Raw genomic sequence first — 16915 nt, 5'->3', positions numbered from 1 at the left:
CTACGCTTAAAAAATGGATTTATTATGAAAAAGTTAACGACAATAATTCTCTTATCCTCTGTTGTGTCCACTTCTGTTTTTGCCGGTGCCTATGTCGAGAACCGCGAGGCATATAATCTGGCATCCGATCAGATAGAAGTGATGATGCGCGTTGGCTATAACTCCGATATGGGCGCAGGTATCATGCTCACCAACACCTACACCATGCAACGTAAGGATGAGTTAAAACACGGCTATAACGAAATAGAAGGTTGGTATCCTTTATTTAAACCAACGGATAAATTAACTATCCAGCCCGGTGGATTGATAAACGATAAGAGTACGGGTTCTGGTGGCGCGGCTTATCTGGATGTTAACTATAAATTTACCCCGTGGTTTAATCTTACCGTGCGTAACCGTTATAACCATAATAACTATAGTTCAACCGATCTAAACGGTGATCAGGATAATAACGATACCTATGAAATAGGTAATTACTGGAACTTTACCATCACCGATAAGTTTTCCTATACCTTTGAGCCGCACTATTTTATACGAGTCAATGACTTCAACAGCAGTAACGGAAAAGATCATCACTGGGAAATTACGAATACCTTTAAGTATCGTATCAATGAACACTGGTTACCCTACCTGGAATTACGCTGGTTAGATCGTAATGTGGAACCCTATCATCGCGAACAAAATCAGATTCGTGTTGGGGCAAAGTATTTCTTCTGATACTCCCGAGATAAAAAAAAGCCGCTGATAATCAGCGGCTTTTTTATGCTTACCTGAGAAAGAGCGTTAATTACTCTTCTTTCGCGCCACGCATTGCACGGCGACGATCGTTTTCAGTCAGGTGACGCTTACGAATACGGATAGAGGTTGGAGTCACTTCTACCAGTTCGTCGTCATCGATGAATTCCAGAGCCTGCTCCAGAGTCATCTTAACCGGCGGAACCAGAACCGTTGCTTCGTCAGTACCAGACGCACGCATGTTGGTCAGTTTCTTACCGGTCAGGCAGTTTACGGTCAGGTCGTTAGAGCGGCTGTGAATACCGATGATCTGGCCTTCGTAAACTTCAGCACCGTGACCCAGGAACAGCTTACCGCGGTCCTGCAGGCTGAACAGTGCGAACGCAACTGCTTTACCCTGGCCGTTGGAGATCAGTACGCCGTTCTGACGCTGACCCACATCACCCGCACGAACGTCGTCGTAGTGGCTGAAGGTGGAATACAGCAGACCGGTACCGGAGGTCATGGTCATGAATTCTGAACGGAAGCCGATCAGACCACGGCTTGGGATCACGTAGTCAAGACGTACGCGGCCTTTGCCATCTGGATTCATGTTTTTCAGATCGCCTTTACGCTCACCCAGCGCCTGCATCACAGAACCCTGATGCTGCTCTTCAACGTCCAGCGTTACGTTTTCGAACGGCTCTTGTTTACGGCCATCGATTTCGCGGAAGATAACTTTCGGACGGGAAACCGCCATTTCGAAACCTTCACGACGCATGTTTTCGATCAGAACAGACAGGTGCAGCTCACCACGACCGGATACACGGAACGCATCCGCATCTTCGGTTTCTTCAACGCGCAACGCAACGTTGTGCACCAGCTCTTTGTTCAGGCGGTCAAGGATCTGACGAGAGGTAACATATTTACCTTCTTTACCACAGAACGGAGAGGTGTTTACGCAGAAGAACATGGTTACGGTCGGTTCATCAACGGACAGAGCCGGCAGCGCTTCGACATTCTGCGGGTCGCAGATGGTGTCGGAGATGTTCAGTTCGCCCAGACCGGTAATCGCGATGATATCGCCTGCTTCGGCAATATCACTCTCGATACGTTCCAGACCCAGGTGGGTCAGAACTTTACCGACTTTACCGTTGCGGGTTTTGCCTTCGCTATCAATGATAGTGATCTGCTGGTTCGGTTTAACTTTACCGCGTTTGATGCGGCCGATACCGATAACGCCAACGTAGTTGTTGTAGTCCAGCTGAGAGATTTGCATCTGCAGCGGGCCGTCAAGGTCTACGTTCGGAGCTGGTACGCGATCAACGATGGTCTGATACAGCGGGGTCATGTCTTCCGCCATATCTTCGTGATCCAGACCTGCGATACCGTTCAGCGCGGAAGCGTAAACGATCGGGAAGTCCAGCTGCTCGTCGGTAGCGTCGAGGTTAACGAACAGGTCGAATACCTGATCAACAACCCAGTCAGGACGCGCGCCAGGACGGTCAACTTTGTTGATAACAACAATTGGCTTCAGGCCATGGGCAAAGGCTTTTTTGGTCACGAAGCGCGTCTGCGGCATCGGACCATCCATTGCATCCACCACCAGCAGCACGGAGTCGACCATGGACATTACACGTTCAACTTCACCACCGAAGTCGGCGTGCCCCGGGGTGTCAACGATGTTGATACGGTAGTCATTCCATTTGATAGCGGTGTTTTTAGCGAGGATGGTAATCCCACGCTCTTTCTCCAAATCGTTGGAGTCCATCACGCGTTCTTGGGTTTCAGCACGTGCATCGAACGTACCGGATTGTTGGAGCAGCTTGTCTACCAGGGTCGTTTTACCATGGTCTACGTGCGCGATGATGGCGATGTTACGCAAATTTTCGATCACAACTTTGCCTCAGGCATTTTAGAAATAGCGCGTTATTGTACACGGATTAATCGCAGTACAAAACAGGATCACAAACATCCTCCGCAAACAAGTATTGCAGAGTTTCTTTGTGATCACATTCACGGAGCGTTAAAAGGGTAATCTGGGGTGCGTTGCACCAATATGGTGCTTAATGTTCACATTAAAGCACTATAATGGTGCAATACATCCTTCATGGTGCAGCCCCTTTGCACGATAGTGCGCATGATAACGCCTTTTAGGGGCAATTTAAAAGTTGGCACAGATTTCGCTTTATCTTTTTTACGGCGACACGGCCAATTTTTTGCAGAATTGAAGACTTCGTTACCACGACGACCATGACCAATCCGGGAGAGTAAGTATGTCCGCTGAACACGTTTTGACGATGCTGAACGAACACGAAGTGAAGTTTGTTGATTTGCGCTTCACTGATACCAAAGGTAAAGAACAGCACGTCACTATTCCTGCTCATCAGGTAAATGCCGAATTCTTTGAAGAAGGCAAAATGTTTGACGGCTCCTCAATCGGTGGCTGGAAAGGCATTAACGAATCAGACATGGTTCTGATGCCAGATGCGTCTACTGCACTCATCGACCCGTTCTATGAAGAGTCTACCCTGATCATCCGTTGCGATATCCTGGAACCCGGTACGCTGCAGGGCTACGACCGCGACCCGCGCTCCATCGCTAAACGCGCTGAAGAGTACCTGCGTTCTACCGGCATCGCAGATACCGTTCTGTTCGGGCCAGAGCCAGAGTTCTTCCTGTTTGACGACATCCGTTTCGGCGCGTCCATTTCCGGTTCCCACGTGGCTATCGATGATATCGAAGGCGCATGGAACTCCTCCACCAAATACGAAGGTGGTAACAAAGGTCACCGTCCTGGCGTGAAAGGCGGTTACTTCCCGGTTCCTCCGGTAGATTCTTCTCAGGACATCCGTTCTACCATGTGTCTGATCATGGAAGAAATGGGTCTGGTTGTTGAAGCGCACCACCACGAAGTGGCAACTGCTGGCCAGAACGAAATCGCAACCCGCTTTAACACCATGACCAAAAAAGCGGACGAAATTCAGATCTACAAATATGTGGTTCACAACGTCGCTCACCGCTTCGGTAAAACAGCAACCTTCATGCCGAAACCGATGTTCGGTGATAACGGTTCCGGTATGCACTGCCACATGTCCCTGTCCAAGAACGGCGTAAACCTGTTCTCCGGTGACAAATATGCGGGTCTGTCTGAGCAGGCGCTGTACTACATCGGCGGCGTTATCAAACACGCTAAAGCGATCAACGCCCTGGCGAACCCGACCACCAACTCCTACAAGCGTCTGGTCCCGGGCTACGAAGCGCCGGTCATGCTGGCTTACTCTGCCCGTAACCGTTCTGCCTCCATCCGTATTCCGGTGGTAGCTTCTCCGAAAGCGCGTCGTATCGAAGTGCGTTTCCCGGACCCGGCTGCTAACCCGTACCTGTGCTTTGCTGCGCTGCTGATGGCGGGTCTTGACGGTATTAAGAACAAGATCCACCCGGGCGAAGCGATGGACAAAAACCTGTACGACCTGCCGCCTGAAGAAGCGAAAGAGATCCCACAGGTTGCGGGTTCTCTGGAAGAAGCACTGAAAGAACTGGATCTGGACCGCGAGTTCCTGACTGCAGGCGGCGTGTTCACCAATGAAGCAATCGATGCGTACATTGCGCTGCGTCGCGAAGAAGATGACCGCGTGCGCATGACGCCGCACCCGGTAGAGTTTGAGCTGTACTACAGCGTTTAATTTAACTTTTACACTCTCACATAAAAACGTGCAGAGGATGTAATAACCAATGGATTTCTTGCTACAGCAAGGCGGCAATTGAGTGAATCCCCGGGAGCTTACATAAGTAAGTGACTGGGGTGAGCGAAAGCAGCCAACACAGCTGTAGGGAGAAAGACGAAGGTTTTAGTTGCCGTGGAAACTTTCAGCCCATCACACGATGGGCTTTTTTCTCCACTAACAACCTGCTTTTTCGCGCTTTTTATCCATAAAAAGCTATAATGCACTAAAATGGTGCAACACTTTTCAGGAGACTGCTGAATGGCAACCGGCACGCTGCCCGATGCTGGGCAGATCCTCAATTCTTTAATCAATAGCATCTTACTCGTCGACGATGAGCTGTCGATACATTACGCCAACCCGGCGGCACAACAGCTGCTCGCTCAAAGCTCCCGCAAACTGTTTGGTACACCGCTGCCCGATCTATTGAGTTATTTCTCGTTAAACATCGGACTGCTGCGTGAGAGCCTGGAAGCCGGCCAGGGCTTTACGGATAACGAAGTGACGCTGGTGATAGACAGCCACTCACATATCCTCTCTGTGACCGCCCAGAGGCTGCCTGATGGCTTGATCCTGCTGGAGATGGCGCCAATGGATAACCAGCGCCGTCTGAGTCAGGAACAACTCCAGCATGCCCAGCAAATTGCCGCCCGCGATCTGGTACGCGGGCTGGCGCATGAAATCAAAAACCCGCTGGGCGGGTTACGCGGCGCGGCACAGCTTCTCAGTAAAGCGCTCCCGGACCCGGCGCTGACCGAATATACCAAAGTCATTATTGAGCAGGCCGACCGCCTGCGTAATCTGGTCGACCGTCTGTTAGGACCGCAACAACCGGGCATGCACGTCACGGAAAGTATTCACAAAGTAGCGGAGCGTGTGGTCGCGCTGGTTTCGATGGAAGTACCAGAAAACGTTACGCTAATTCGTGATTACGATCCGAGCCTGCCTGAGTTATTGCACGACCCGGACCAGATAGAACAGGTTTTGCTGAATATCGTGCGCAATGCCCTGCAAGCCTTAGGGCCGGAAGGTGGCGAGATCGTACTGCGTACCCGCACTGCGTTTCAGCTCACGCTGCACGGCGTGCGTTACCGTCTGGCGGCGCGGATCGATGTTGAGGATAACGGCCCGGGTATTCCCTCTCATTTGCAGGACACGCTGTTCTACCCAATGGTCAGCGGTCGCGAGGGCGGTACCGGCCTTGGGTTATCCATCGCCCGTAATTTAATTGATCAGCATTCCGGCAAAATTGAATTTACCAGTTGGCCGGGTCATACCGAGTTCTCGGTTTACCTGCCTATCAGGAAATAAAGGTGACGTTTATGCAACGAGGAATAGTCTGGGTCGTTGATGACGATAGTTCCATCCGTTGGGTGCTAGAACGTGCGCTCGCAGGGGCTGGTCTGAGCTGTACCGCATTTGAAAGCGGTAAAGAGGTGCTGGACGCACTGGCCAGCAAAACACCGGACGTATTGTTGTCAGACATTCGCATGCCGGGTATGGATGGTCTGACGCTGTTAAAACAGATCAAACAGCGTCATCCAATGCTTCCGGTCATCATAATGACGGCGCATTCCGATCTGGATGCCGCCGTCAGCGCCTACCAGCAAGGGGCGTTTGATTATCTGCCCAAACCTTTTGATATTGACGAAGCCGTGGCGCTGGTCGAACGTGCCATCAGTCATTATCAGGAACAGCAGCAGCCGCGTAATGTACAAATCCACGGACCAACGACCGATATTATTGGCGAAGCGCCAGCGATGCAGGATGTTTTTCGCATTATTGGCCGACTTTCCCGTTCTTCAATCAGCGTATTGATTAATGGCGAGTCCGGGACCGGTAAAGAGCTGGTCGCTCATGCCCTACACCGTCACAGCCCACGCGTCAAAGCGCCGTTTATTGCGCTGAACATGGCGGCTATCCCGAAAGATTTGATCGAGTCTGAACTGTTCGGTCATGAGAAAGGGGCGTTTACCGGGGCAAATACCATTCGTCAAGGGCGTTTTGAGCAGGCCGACGGTGGGACGCTGTTCCTCGATGAAATCGGCGATATGCCGCTGGACGTGCAAACGCGTTTATTGCGCGTATTAGCGGATGGACAGTTTTACCGTGTGGGCGGCTATGCGCCTGTGAAAGTGGATGTGCGCATCATCGCCGCCACGCACCAGAATCTGGAACTGCGCGTACAGGAAGGCAAATTCCGTGAGGATTTATTCCACCGTCTCAACGTCATTCGCGTTCATTTGCCCCCGCTGCGTGAACGTCGGGAAGACATCCCTCGCCTGGCACGTCATTTCCTGCAGGAAGCCGCCCGCGAACTGGGGGTGGAAGCCAAACAATTACATCCCGAAACCGAGGCAGCGCTTACGCGTCTGGCCTGGCCGGGCAACGTACGCCAGCTTGAAAACACCTGCCGCTGGTTAACTGTTATGGCTGCCGGACAGGAAGTATTGATTCAGGACTTGCCGGCCGAGCTTTTTGAAACCAGCGTGCCAGACGCGCCGTCCCCTATGCAGCCGGACAGTTGGGCAACGCTGTTAGCACAGTGGGCAGACCGGGCATTACGTTCCGGTCATCAAAATTTGCTTTCTGAAGCTCAACCAGAGATGGAGCGCACGCTATTGACCACCGCGCTACGTCATACCCAGGGGCATAAACAGGAAGCAGCGCGCTTGCTCGGCTGGGGCCGTAATACCTTGACGCGTAAGTTAAAAGAACTCGGAATGGAGTGACGCTCGGTCACAGTGTAAAGTTTGATAATTGAGCGCAAATTGCTGCTATTTTGCGCTTTACTGTTCCGATGAGTTAAGTATGATCGTGCCCGGCTAACGGGGGGAAGTCATCATGCTGGAATCAATGATTAATCTGCTGTCGAGCGGTGCGGTCGAAAGCCATACGCCACAAACTGCGGTTGCCGCAGTGCTGTGCGCGGCGCTGGTTGGACTGTTCAGCTGACAATGTGCCGGATGGCGCTAACGCTTATCCGGCCTACAGGTTGTCGCAACGTGTAGGCCCGGTAAGCGCAGCGCCACCCGGCAACCCGGCTAAATGACGCGTGAGAACTGCTGCATCCGCGCTTTCTGGCGCAGATAGGCATCAAAGCACATGCAAATATTCCGAATCAGCAGGCGGCCCTTAGGCGTAACCTGAATTCCCTTCTCATTCACATCCACCAGCCCATCTTTCGCCAGCGGCGCCAGCAGTTTCAGATCTTCGGCAAAATAGTCAGCAAAATTCAGATCCCATTGCTGTTCCACGGCGGCATAGTCGAGGCGGAAGTTGCAGATCAGCAGCTTAATCACATCCCGACGAATACAGTCATCGCGGGTCAGCGCAATTCCTCGCCATAACGCGTTCCCCTGCTCGTCTACCTGCTGATAATAGCGCTTCAGCTCTTTTTGGTTCTGCGCGTAGTTGTCGCCAATCATACTGATGGCCGATACGCCCATCCCCAGAAGATCGGTATCCCCCTGGGTGGTATACCCCTGGAAATTACGATGCAGCACACCTTTGCGTTGAGCAATCGCCAGTTCGTCATCCGGGCGAGCAAAGTGATCCATGCCAATGAACTGATAACCGGTTTCGGTCAGTGAAGAGATGGTCTCCTGCAGGATATCCAACTTCTGTTGCGCGCTGGGCAGGTCGGCATCTTTGATTTTGCGCTGAGCAGCAAACAGCGTCGGCAGGTGAGCGTAGTTGAAGACGCTCAGTCGGTCTGGATTCAGCTCAGCAACGCGTTTCAGGGTGAAGGCGAAACTTTCCGGCGTCTGTTTTGGCAAACCATAAATCAGATCGATATTCGTCGAGGTAAAGCCAATCTCCCGCGCATGATTCAGCAGCGCAAAGATAAACTCCTCATCCTGCTCACGGTTCACCAGGCGCTGAACTTCTTTATTGAAGTCCTGCACCCCCATGCTCAGGCGGTTAAAACCTTCAGCGCGTAAATGATCGAGCACATCCAGCTCAATTTCACGCGGATCCACTTCGATCGAGATTTCCGCATCCGCGTTAAAGTTGAAATTGCCACGCAGCAACGACATCAAACGGCTGATTTGCGCTTTATTCAGATACGTTGGCGTGCCGCCGCCCCAGTGCAGTTGGCTGACATGGCGTCCAGCAAACAGCGGTGCGCGATGAATGATCTCTTGTTCTAAGACATCAAGGTATTGATCGGCTTTATGCTGCTGACGCGTCACAACCTTGTTGCAGCCGCAGAAGTAACACAGTTTATGGCAGAACGGGATGTGAACGTACAACGAGAGCGGACGCTCAGGGTAACGCGCCACAGCGTTTAAAAACGCCTCGGCACCGTAGTCTTCAGAAAACTCCAGCGCGGTTGGGTACGAGGTATATCGTGGCCCGGAATAGTTATATTTCTGGATCAGGGCCAGGTCCCAGTCTATTAGCTGCTCTGACATGCTCACTCCTTCCGATGGCGTCTCTGGCGGGTACGGCGTACCGGCTTAACCTCTGTGCGGGTAATAAGCCGGTTGCGCAGCCACTTCTGTCGCCGCGACAACCGCTGTAGTTTAACGAATAACCACACCAGATAACATATAACCGGAAGGGTTATAAGCAGGACGGGAAGACCCACGGTGTAAAACCGTTAGTTGCCGCCTTTCAGCAGGCGCATCATATCTTCCTGCTTTTCTTCTTCTTCCTCTTCTTCCTCGTCATCGTAAGAGAGACCCAGCTTTTGCATCAGCTCATCAATGCGATCCAGCTTGGCATCAACCCAGGTTTGATCTTCCGCACTCAGGGTTTCTCCTGCTTCAAGACGCTCCAGCAGCGCATCCAGGCGCTCATCCGTTTCCAGTAAATCCAACTCAGCCTGTGGTGAAAGCATAGGTTTCTCACTCTTCGGTTTGTGCTGTTTGGTGACTTTTTCGGTCACGCCCAATGGAATGGGGGTTTTGCTGCCAATACGAGGATCTTGTTGCTTATTTTGCTTTCCGCCACCAGATGCGCCATCGCTACCGGACGCACGGCTACCCGCCGCATGGCCACGGTGTTTTTTCTGGCGCTTACGGTCGCGAGCTTCCTGGTTAATTTCTTCGCGTGTTTTACGACGCGCTTTTGCAGGACCTTTACCGCGTGGTGTAGAAGTTGGTTTCATCATGATTCGTCTTTGGCTGTTTTAATTCAGTATATATTTGCGCCGGAATCTAGCAGAAATAAAGAAAAAAGGCGACAGAGTAATCTGTCGCCTTTTTTCCTGACTCTCAACCCTTACGGGCTCTACTATCCCTGTTGGCTATCAACACACCCTGTTTTTCCCTTAGCCTGAAACATTCCGTGTTGTTTCCATTTCCTTTTACTAACGTCTCCGGACGTTTGTCTTCCTGACAATCCTGTGTCTTCGCCTCCTGGCGCTCCTGACCCTCATCCTGAGTCGTCTATCCTGTCAGCTTCCTCGCTATGGGCACTACTTTACCGTTTTGGTTTAAACGTACAAGTAACCAAGGTAACAATTTCGGATTTTAAGAATAGTGCCTAAACGTAACCCTATGATTTATTTATGCCACATCATTTTTTACACTGTCATCTCGTATAGATACTATCGGCAATGTCTCACAAAGTGCGAGGTTTTTACTTACACTGGCTACGCGTCGAAAAACCAGCCTTTTGCTGGTGTTCAGGTATAATCGCTGCAAAGCCTTGATTGATGGAGAGGACCGCTTTGACTAACTTGAATTATCAACAGACGCATTTTGTGATGAGTGCGCCTGATATTCGCCACTTACCTTCCGATACCGGAATCGAAGTGGCTTTTGCTGGCCGTTCCAACGCAGGCAAATCCAGTGCGCTAAATACCCTGACTAATCAAAAGAGTCTGGCGCGTACATCTAAAACACCGGGCCGTACTCAGCTCATCAACCTGTTTGAAGTCGTTGACGGCAAACGCCTGGTTGACCTGCCGGGGTATGGTTACGCCGAAGTGCCGGAAGAGATGAAGCGCAAATGGCAGCGCGCACTGGCGGAATATCTGGAAAAACGTCAGAGCCTGCAAGGTCTGGTGGTACTGATGGATATTCGTCACCCGCTTAAAGATCTGGATCAGCAGATGATCCTGTGGGCGGTAGAGAGCAACGTTCAGGTTCTGGTGCTACTGACTAAAGCAGACAAGCTGGCCAGCGGCGCGCGCAAAGCTCAACTGAATATGGTACGTGAAGCCGTGCTGGCATTTAATGGTGATGTGCAGGTAGAAGCCTTTTCATCACTGAAAAAGCTGGGCGTGGACAAACTGCGGCAGAAGCTGGATAGCTGGTTTAGTGAACTGGCACCGGTCGAAGAGATTCAGGACGGGGAATAATCCCCCGCTATGCCGGATGGCGCCGCTGCGCGTCTTATCCGGCCTACGGCGTGAGCGAAACTTTTCTTGCGCACAATAAAAAACGCCCCAGTCATTACTGACTGGGGCGGCTAAAATATTCAGCCAAATCCGATTACGTGAAGTAAAAGGTCTGAAAGATAGAACATCTTACCTCTGTACCCTACGCGAATAACTTTACTCTTTTTTGAGCAGCTCAGAAAGCACTTTTTGTAATTTTTTTTCATTCCTTACATAGGGAATTCTAATGGACATCACAAAAAGTTCTATCTTATGTTGCTTAGTTACGAAAAAAGGCCGTTATTCAGTAAACCCTTAGTGCGCTTGATCCCAGTTTTCACCACTACCAACTTCCACTAATAACGGCACGTCAATCTGGGTCTCGTTTTCCATCAGTTGATGGATCTTTTTAGACACACTTTCCAGGTCATCTTTGTGCACTTCAAACACCAGTTCATCGTGAACTTGCATGATCATGCGCACGCGCGGTTGCTCGGTTTGCAGCCATCCGTCTACGGCTATCATAGCTCGCTTAATAATATCTGCGGCAGTACCTTGCATCGGGGCGTTGATTGCGGCGCGTTCAGCACCCGCACGACGAGCGCCATTACTGGATTTAATATCCGGCAAATAGAGGCGACGCCCTTCCAGCGTTTCAACGTAACCCTGCTCTTTTGCCTGTGCACGCGTGCGTTCCATATATTCCAGCACGCCAGGGTAGCGTTCGAAGTAGAGATCCATGTACTTCTGAGCTTCTTTGCGCGGAATATTTAACTGGCGAGCAAGACCAAAGGCGCTCATCCCGTAGATTAAACCGAAGTTGATAGCTTTCGCGCTGCGGCGTTGTTCGCTAGTTACTGAATCCAGCGGTAAGCCAAAGACTTCAGCGGCCGTTGCGCGGTGAATATCTTTCCCTTCGGCAAATGCAGTAAGCAAGCCTTTATCACGCGAGAGGTGCGCCATGATACGCAGTTCAATCTGCGAGTAGTCCGCTGAAACAATCACGTAGTCTTCCGGTGCAATAAACGCCTGGCGAATACGACGACCTTCGTCATTACGTACCGGGATGTTCTGCAGATTCGGGTCCGTTGAAGACAAGCGCCCGGTAGCGGTAACCGCCTGATGATAGGAGGTATGTACGCGCCCGGTTTTCTTGTTAATCATCAACGGAAGCTTGTCCGTATAGGTCGACTTCAGTTTTGCTAACCCACGATATTCCAGGATCACTTTCGGCAACGGGTAATCCAGCGCCAGCTCTTCCAGTACCTCTTCCGAGGTTGATGGCGCGCCGCCAGGTGTTTTCTTCAGCGGCTTAATACCCTGCTTTTCAAACAGGATGGTTTGTAGCTGCTTGGTGGAAGAGAGGTTAAACGCTTCTCCGGCGATCTCGTGCGCTTTTTTCTCCAGCTCGTTCAAACGCAGCGTCAGCTCTTCTGAATGCTTGTGCAGAACAGCCGGATCGATTTTCACACCGTTGCGCTCAACGCGAGACAAAACCGGCACCAGCGGCATATCGATATTTTCAAAGACGTTCAGCGGCCCTTTATGCTGCTGCAATTCCGGCCACATCTTCAGATGCAGTTGTAGCGTAACGTCGGCATCTTCCGCAGCGTAACGACCAGCTTCTTCCAGCGCTATCTGGTTAAAGGTCAGCTGGTTTTTGCCCTTTCCGGCGATCTCTTCAAAGGTGATGGTTTTATGTTTCAGCCAGCGATCGGACAGGCTGTCCATATCGTGTCTACCGGCAACGCTGTTAAGAATGTAGGACTCGAGCATGGTGTCAAAGACGATGCCGCGCAGTTCGATATCGTAGTTCGCCAGAATGCCGCGATCGTACTTCAGGTTTTGCCCGACTTTATGCGCGTTTTCGTCTTCCAACAGCGGCTTCAGCAGCGCCAACGCACGGTCGCGAGTGATCTGATCGGGGGCGTCCAGGTAGTCATGGGCAACAGGAACATAGGCAGCTACGCCCGGTTCAATGGCAAAAGACAGTCCAACCAGATTCGCAGAGATATTGTCCAGGCTGTCAGTTTCTGTATCAAAGGCGAAGACGGGCGCTTTTTTCAGCTTCGCGATCCACTCTTCCAGCGTCGCTTCATCCAGAATCGTCACGTAGTTATCGTACGAAAGAGCCGTCGCAGGTTCTTCCGGCGTAGCCTCGACGACGATTGTTTCCTGCGGTTTAGCCGCCGGCTTCGTTCCTTTCGCCTGCAGCCATTTACCGGCTTCTACGTCTGCAACCCAACGCTTAAACTCATACTGTTTAAACAGGCCAAGCAGTTCATCTGCGGCGGGCTGCTTCACTTGCAGTTGCTCGCAGGTTAACTCCAGCTCAACATCTGTTTTAATGGTCGCTAATTGATAAGAGAGGTACGCCACCTCTTTATTTTGCTCAAGCTTGCCTGCCATGGTTTTCGCACCACGGAAAGTCAGCCCCGCAATTTTGTCAGATTCGGCATAAAGGGTATCCAGCCCCCCCAAGCCCTGTAGCAGGGCCTGAGCCGTTTTTTCACCCACGCCAGGTACGCCAGGAATGTTATCGGAGGAGTCGCCCATCAGCGCCAGGAAATCAATAATCAGCTCAGGTGGCACACCGTACTTATTTACCACTTCATCCGGGCCGAGGATAGTATTGGTCATGGTGTTGATCAGGGTGATGTTCGGTGTCACCAGCTGAGCCATGTCTTTATCACCGGTACTGATCAGCACCGGACGACCAACCTTTTCCGCTTCACGCGCCAGCGTACCGATAACATCATCCGCTTCCACGCCTGAAACAGCGAGTAATGGCAACCCCATCGCTTTTACCATCGCATGTAGAGGTTCAATCTGCGCGCGCAGATCGTCAGGCATTGGCGGGCGGTGTGACTTGTAATGCTCGAATAATTCATCACGGAAGGTTTTACCCTTAGCGTCAAATACCACAGCAGCATGGGTCGGCTGATATTGTAGAATCAAGCTACGCAGCATGTTGAGAACACCGTACATCGCACCAGTAGGTTCTCCTGCGCTGTTAGTCAGCGGCGGAAATGCGTGATATGCGCGATAAAGGTAAGATGAGCCATCTACAAGGATAAGTGGGTTTTCTGGGATCTGAACCATAATGTCCGTGCCTGTTTATCAGATTATGGGTAAAGGATGCCACAGACGGGATGAAAACATGAGTTTTTCGCCGTTTTTGTCGAAAAACTTTTGCAGTTCTTCTGCTTTGCTCGCAAATAAGACTGTGGATAACTTTGTGAATAAATAATTTTCAGCTCTTTAAATATAGCAAGATAATTATTGATTCATTGTATTTTTTCATATATTTCAGTTAATTAAATAAATCCATAGCATTTTATTCCATTTTTATCGCTTGTATCCTGATGTGGATAGATATTCCTTTTTTTTCTATTCAGGGAAGATCCATCATTTGGTTCGTTTTCTGATAAAATCAGCCCCTTGCGCCTTTTTAGCGCACTGTCTATGGCTAACTTATTGAATAATTTAATTATGACAAGAATACTCGCTGCGATAACGCTGTTGCTGAGTATCGTATTGACCATATTGGTTACGATTTTTTGTTCTGTGCCAATCATCCTTGCCGGGGTGGTAAAACTCCTTTTGCCTGTTCCTGTCGTCTGGCGCAAGGTTTCCATCTTCTGTAATTTCATGATGTATTGCTGGTGTGAAGGTCTGGCTATACTGCTGCACCTCAATCCACGATTGAAGTGGGACGTCGAAGGGCTGGAAGGTCTTAGCAAAAAAAACTGGTATCTGCTCATTTGTAATCATTACAGCTGGGCCGATATCGTCGTGCTTTGCGTTCTGTTTCGTAAGCACATCCCGATGAATAAATATTTTCTCAAACAACAACTCGCCTGGGTGCCGTTTATTGGCCTGGCCTGCTGGGCGCTGGATATGCCGTTTATGAAACGTTATTCACGCGGCTACCTGCTCCGTCACCCGGAACGGCGCGGTAAAGACGTGGAAACAACGCGTCGCTCCTGCGAGAAATTTCGCGTACACCCGACAACTATCGTCAATTTTGTCGAAGGTTCACGCTTTACTAATGAGAAACGTGAGCAAACCCGCTCCCCCTATCAAAACCTGCTCCCACCTAAGGCGGCCGGTATCGCTATGGCATTGAATGTGCTGGGGGCGCAGTTTGATAAGTTGCTGAACGTCACGCTGTGCTACCCGGAAAATAGCAGCCGCCCTTTCTACGATATGCTGAGCGGCAAATTAACGCGTATTGTCGTGCGGGTGAACCTGGAGCAAATTCAAGAAGAGTTGCACGGTGATTACGTGAACGATAAAGGTTTCAAGCGTCGGTTTCAGCTATGGTTGAATACGCTCTGGAGCGAGAAAGACGCGCAAATAGATGCGATTAAAGCCACAAACAAAAAAGCCGGTCAATGACCGGCTTTCGCTTTTATTTCTGACTAACCAGGAATTTCACGGTATCCGCATACTGCTGTACAAAGATATCCATGCTGCTGGTATCCATGCCCTGCGGGTTTACCTGGTATTTACCATTCACGAACATCGCCGGAACGCCCTGCAGCTGTAAATCAGCTGCCGCTTTTTCCTGCTGCGCCACGAGTGATTTCACCACAAAGCTGTTCCATGCCGCATCGTAGTCTTCACCTTTAATACCCGCGTCGACAAACACTTTACGGATATCTGCAACAGACTGAACGGTTTGGGTTTTCTGAACCCCTTCAAACAGCGGAACAGTGACCTTATCTTCAACGCCAAGTGCCATAGCAACAGCCCAGGCCTGCGTCAGATCTTTACCCAAAGGCCCAAGAAACTCGACGTGGTATTTGGTCATCTTGGTGCCTTCCGGCAGTTTTTTCTTCACGTTATCAGACACATGAAGCACTTCTTCAAACTGATAGCAGTGCGGGCAGTAGAAGGAGAAGAACTCCAACACTTGCGGTTCACCCGCAACAGGCTTTTCCAGAGTGATGTATTGTTTGCCATCCTGGAACTGCGCCGCAGATGCGCTAAAAGCTAAAACCATACCAGCCAGCGCCAGCCATATTTTTTTCATGTTCAAGTTTCTCCGATTAATACATTGGCGTTAATTGTAAGGGGGGCTCTTGCAGAATTTTTGCCTGCTCAATAAAAGTTGCGGTCTGACGATGCCAGTAATCTTCCCCAGTTAACCACGGGAAGTTTTTTGGAAACGCAGGGTCACCCCAACGTCGGATCAGCCATGCAAGATAATAAACTAAACGCATAGCACGTAAAGGTTCGATCAGTCCGATTTCTGTCGTGTCGAACTCACTAAACTCTTCATAAGCCTCGATAATGGTTTCAAGCTGCATGCGTTGTTCAGCTTTATCGCCGTTAAGAAGCATCCATAAATCCTGAACAACCGGGCCATTGCGGGCATCATCTAAATCGACAAACATTGGACCGTCACGCCACAGAATATTGCCGGCATGACAATCACCATGCAGGCGTAACGTGGCAAAACGCGTATGCCAGCATTCGGAAACTACTGTAATAAGTGAATCCGTTGCTTTCAAGAAGGCTGCTTTTTGCCCTGAAGGAATAAGTTGGGCCTGTTCAAACAGTTTACGCGGTTCGGTCAGATACTCTTCAAGGCCAATCGTGGGACGGAAAGCGAAATTACGCTTGCCGCCAGTCTGGTGCATACGCCCCAGATAGCGCCCAACCGCCTCCATCTGATCGATGTTATCGGCCTCAAACTGGCGTCCGCCGACGCTTGGGAAGATCGCATAATGAAAACCCTGATGGCTTAACAGTGTTTGGCCGTTCAGTACCAGCGGTGCAGCAACCGGCACTTCATCGCTCACCAGTTCCAGCGCAAACTGGTGCTCTTCCTGGATCTGATCAACGGACCAACGCTCAGGGCGATAAAACTTAACGACAAAGCGTCGACGGTCTTCGTCCTGAAACTGATAGACACGGTTTTCATAGCTGTTAAGCGGGGTTAGCCCGGAGTCCACCCGGATCCCCTGCTCAAACAGTGCATCCATGATGGTATCCGGGTGTAGCGTCTGGAAAGTAAAAGCGTTGTCGTTCATCCCATCATCCGGAAAATACTACGAATGATTCAGGATATCATTTCGCAGCGCTTTCGGTGGCGGCGATTACAAGCTGGATTTGCCCCTATATTTCCAGACACCTG

The 16915-nt window shown here is 50.6% G+C and carries 15 protein-coding genes and 1 pseudogene; 7 read left to right on the top strand and 9 right to left on the bottom strand.

Translation table 11 applies throughout. From position 1 onward, the window contains the following. Window positions 1-24 precede the first annotated feature (24 nt). A complete protein-coding gene (ompL, locus tag FDX14_RS23130; RefSeq protein WP_137350331.1) occupies window positions 25-717 on the top strand; it encodes a porin OmpL in 693 nt (230 codons plus the stop codon). Between the two features lie 70 nt (window positions 718-787). On the opposite strand, the gene typA is transcribed toward ompL, so the two are convergent. After that, on the bottom strand, window positions 788-2611 hold the full coding sequence (gene typA / locus FDX14_RS23125; protein ID WP_003028641.1) for a ribosome-dependent GTPase TypA: 1824 nt from the start codon (window positions 2609-2611) through the stop codon (window positions 788-790). 379 nt (window positions 2612-2990) lie between these two features. Here typA and glnA point away from each other — a divergent pair, with 379 nt between their 5' ends. The 4 genes from glnA to FDX14_RS23100 all read left to right on the top strand — a co-directional run bounded on the left by glnA (window position 2991) and on the right by FDX14_RS23100 (window position 7394). Beyond that, window positions 2991-4400, top strand: a complete 1410-nt coding sequence (glnA, locus tag FDX14_RS23120) for a glutamate--ammonia ligase (RefSeq protein ID WP_038635848.1) — start codon at window positions 2991-2993, stop codon at window positions 4398-4400. 300 nt (window positions 4401-4700) lie between these two features. After that, window positions 4701-5750, top strand: a complete 1050-nt coding sequence (gene glnL / locus FDX14_RS23110; RefSeq protein ID WP_042313563.1) for a nitrogen regulation protein NR(II) — start codon at window positions 4701-4703, stop codon at window positions 5748-5750. Window positions 5751-5761: 11 nt separating this feature from the next. Next, complete coding sequence (gene glnG, locus FDX14_RS23105; RefSeq protein ID WP_042313592.1) at window positions 5762-7171, top strand: nitrogen regulation protein NR(I); 1410 nt, start codon at window positions 5762-5764, stop codon at window positions 7169-7171. A 112-nt stretch (window positions 7172-7283) separates the two neighbouring features. Next, the gene (locus tag FDX14_RS23100) at window positions 7284-7394 is read left to right on the top strand and encodes a YshB family small membrane protein (protein ID WP_003028631.1); all 111 of its coding nucleotides are present in this window, start codon (window positions 7284-7286) and stop codon (window positions 7392-7394) included. An 89-nt stretch (window positions 7395-7483) separates the two neighbouring features. Here FDX14_RS23100 and hemN read toward each other — a convergent pair whose 3' ends face one another. The 3 genes and pseudogenes from hemN to FDX14_RS23085 form a co-directional block, all read right to left on the bottom strand. After that, the gene (gene hemN, locus FDX14_RS23095; protein WP_038635842.1) at window positions 7484-8857 is read right to left on the bottom strand and encodes an oxygen-independent coproporphyrinogen III oxidase; all 1374 of its coding nucleotides are present in this window, start codon (window positions 8855-8857) and stop codon (window positions 7484-7486) included. A gap of 188 nt (window positions 8858-9045) precedes the next feature. After that, complete coding sequence (yihI, locus tag FDX14_RS23090) at window positions 9046-9555, bottom strand: Der GTPase-activating protein YihI (protein ID WP_249357210.1); 510 nt, start codon at window positions 9553-9555, stop codon at window positions 9046-9048. Between the two features lie 106 nt (window positions 9556-9661). Beyond that, window positions 9662-9910: pseudogene (locus tag FDX14_RS23085) on the bottom strand (hypothetical protein). A 209-nt stretch (window positions 9911-10119) separates the two neighbouring features. Between FDX14_RS23085 and yihA the strand changes: the two are divergent. Beyond that, window positions 10120-10752, top strand: coding sequence for a ribosome biogenesis GTP-binding protein YihA/YsxC (gene yihA, locus FDX14_RS23080; RefSeq protein ID WP_042313572.1), 633 nt, complete (start codon window positions 10120-10122; stop codon window positions 10750-10752). 119 nt (window positions 10753-10871) lie between these two features. Here yihA and spfP read toward each other — a convergent pair whose 3' ends face one another. The 3 genes from spfP to FDX14_RS25815 all read right to left on the bottom strand — a co-directional run bounded on the left by spfP (window position 10872) and on the right by FDX14_RS25815 (window position 14423). Next, window positions 10872-10919 (bottom strand): small protein SpfP, encoded by a 48-nt coding sequence (gene spfP / locus FDX14_RS25820; RefSeq protein WP_071892919.1) that lies wholly within the window; start codon window positions 10917-10919, stop codon window positions 10872-10874. A 166-nt stretch (window positions 10920-11085) separates the two neighbouring features. Continuing rightward, window positions 11086-13872 carry a DNA polymerase I gene (gene polA, locus FDX14_RS23075; protein WP_137350329.1) on the bottom strand — a complete coding sequence of 929 codons (2787 nt, stop codon included), beginning with the start codon at window positions 13870-13872 and terminating at the stop codon, window positions 11086-11088. A 215-nt stretch (window positions 13873-14087) separates the two neighbouring features. Further along, entirely contained in the window at window positions 14088-14423 is a 336-nt protein-coding gene (locus FDX14_RS25815; protein WP_252182556.1) for a hypothetical protein, read from the bottom strand. On the opposite strand from FDX14_RS25815, the gene yihG reads away from it, so the two are divergent. Beyond that, window positions 14308-15171 (top strand): 1-acylglycerol-3-phosphate O-acyltransferase, YihG family, encoded by an 864-nt coding sequence (yihG, locus tag FDX14_RS23070; protein ID WP_249357208.1) that lies wholly within the window; start codon window positions 14308-14310, stop codon window positions 15169-15171. The genes FDX14_RS25815 and yihG overlap by 116 nt on opposite strands. A gap of 13 nt (window positions 15172-15184) precedes the next feature. On the opposite strand, the gene dsbA is transcribed toward yihG, so the two are convergent. Both dsbA and FDX14_RS23060 read right to left on the bottom strand, forming a co-directional pair. Further along, complete coding sequence (gene dsbA / locus FDX14_RS23065; RefSeq protein WP_038635827.1) at window positions 15185-15808, bottom strand: thiol:disulfide interchange protein DsbA; 624 nt, start codon at window positions 15806-15808, stop codon at window positions 15185-15187. 16 nt (window positions 15809-15824) lie between these two features. Next, entirely contained in the window at window positions 15825-16811 is a 987-nt protein-coding gene (locus tag FDX14_RS23060; RefSeq protein WP_137350328.1) for a serine/threonine protein kinase, read from the bottom strand. Window positions 16812-16915 lie beyond the last annotated feature (104 nt).

Source organism: Citrobacter sp. wls710, from assembly GCF_005281115.1.
In the GTDB taxonomy this organism is placed as follows: domain Bacteria; phylum Pseudomonadota; class Gammaproteobacteria; order Enterobacterales; family Enterobacteriaceae; genus Citrobacter; species Citrobacter werkmanii.
Note: the sequence above shows the minus strand (reverse complement) of the source record. Positions and strands in the feature narration are given on the sequence as shown.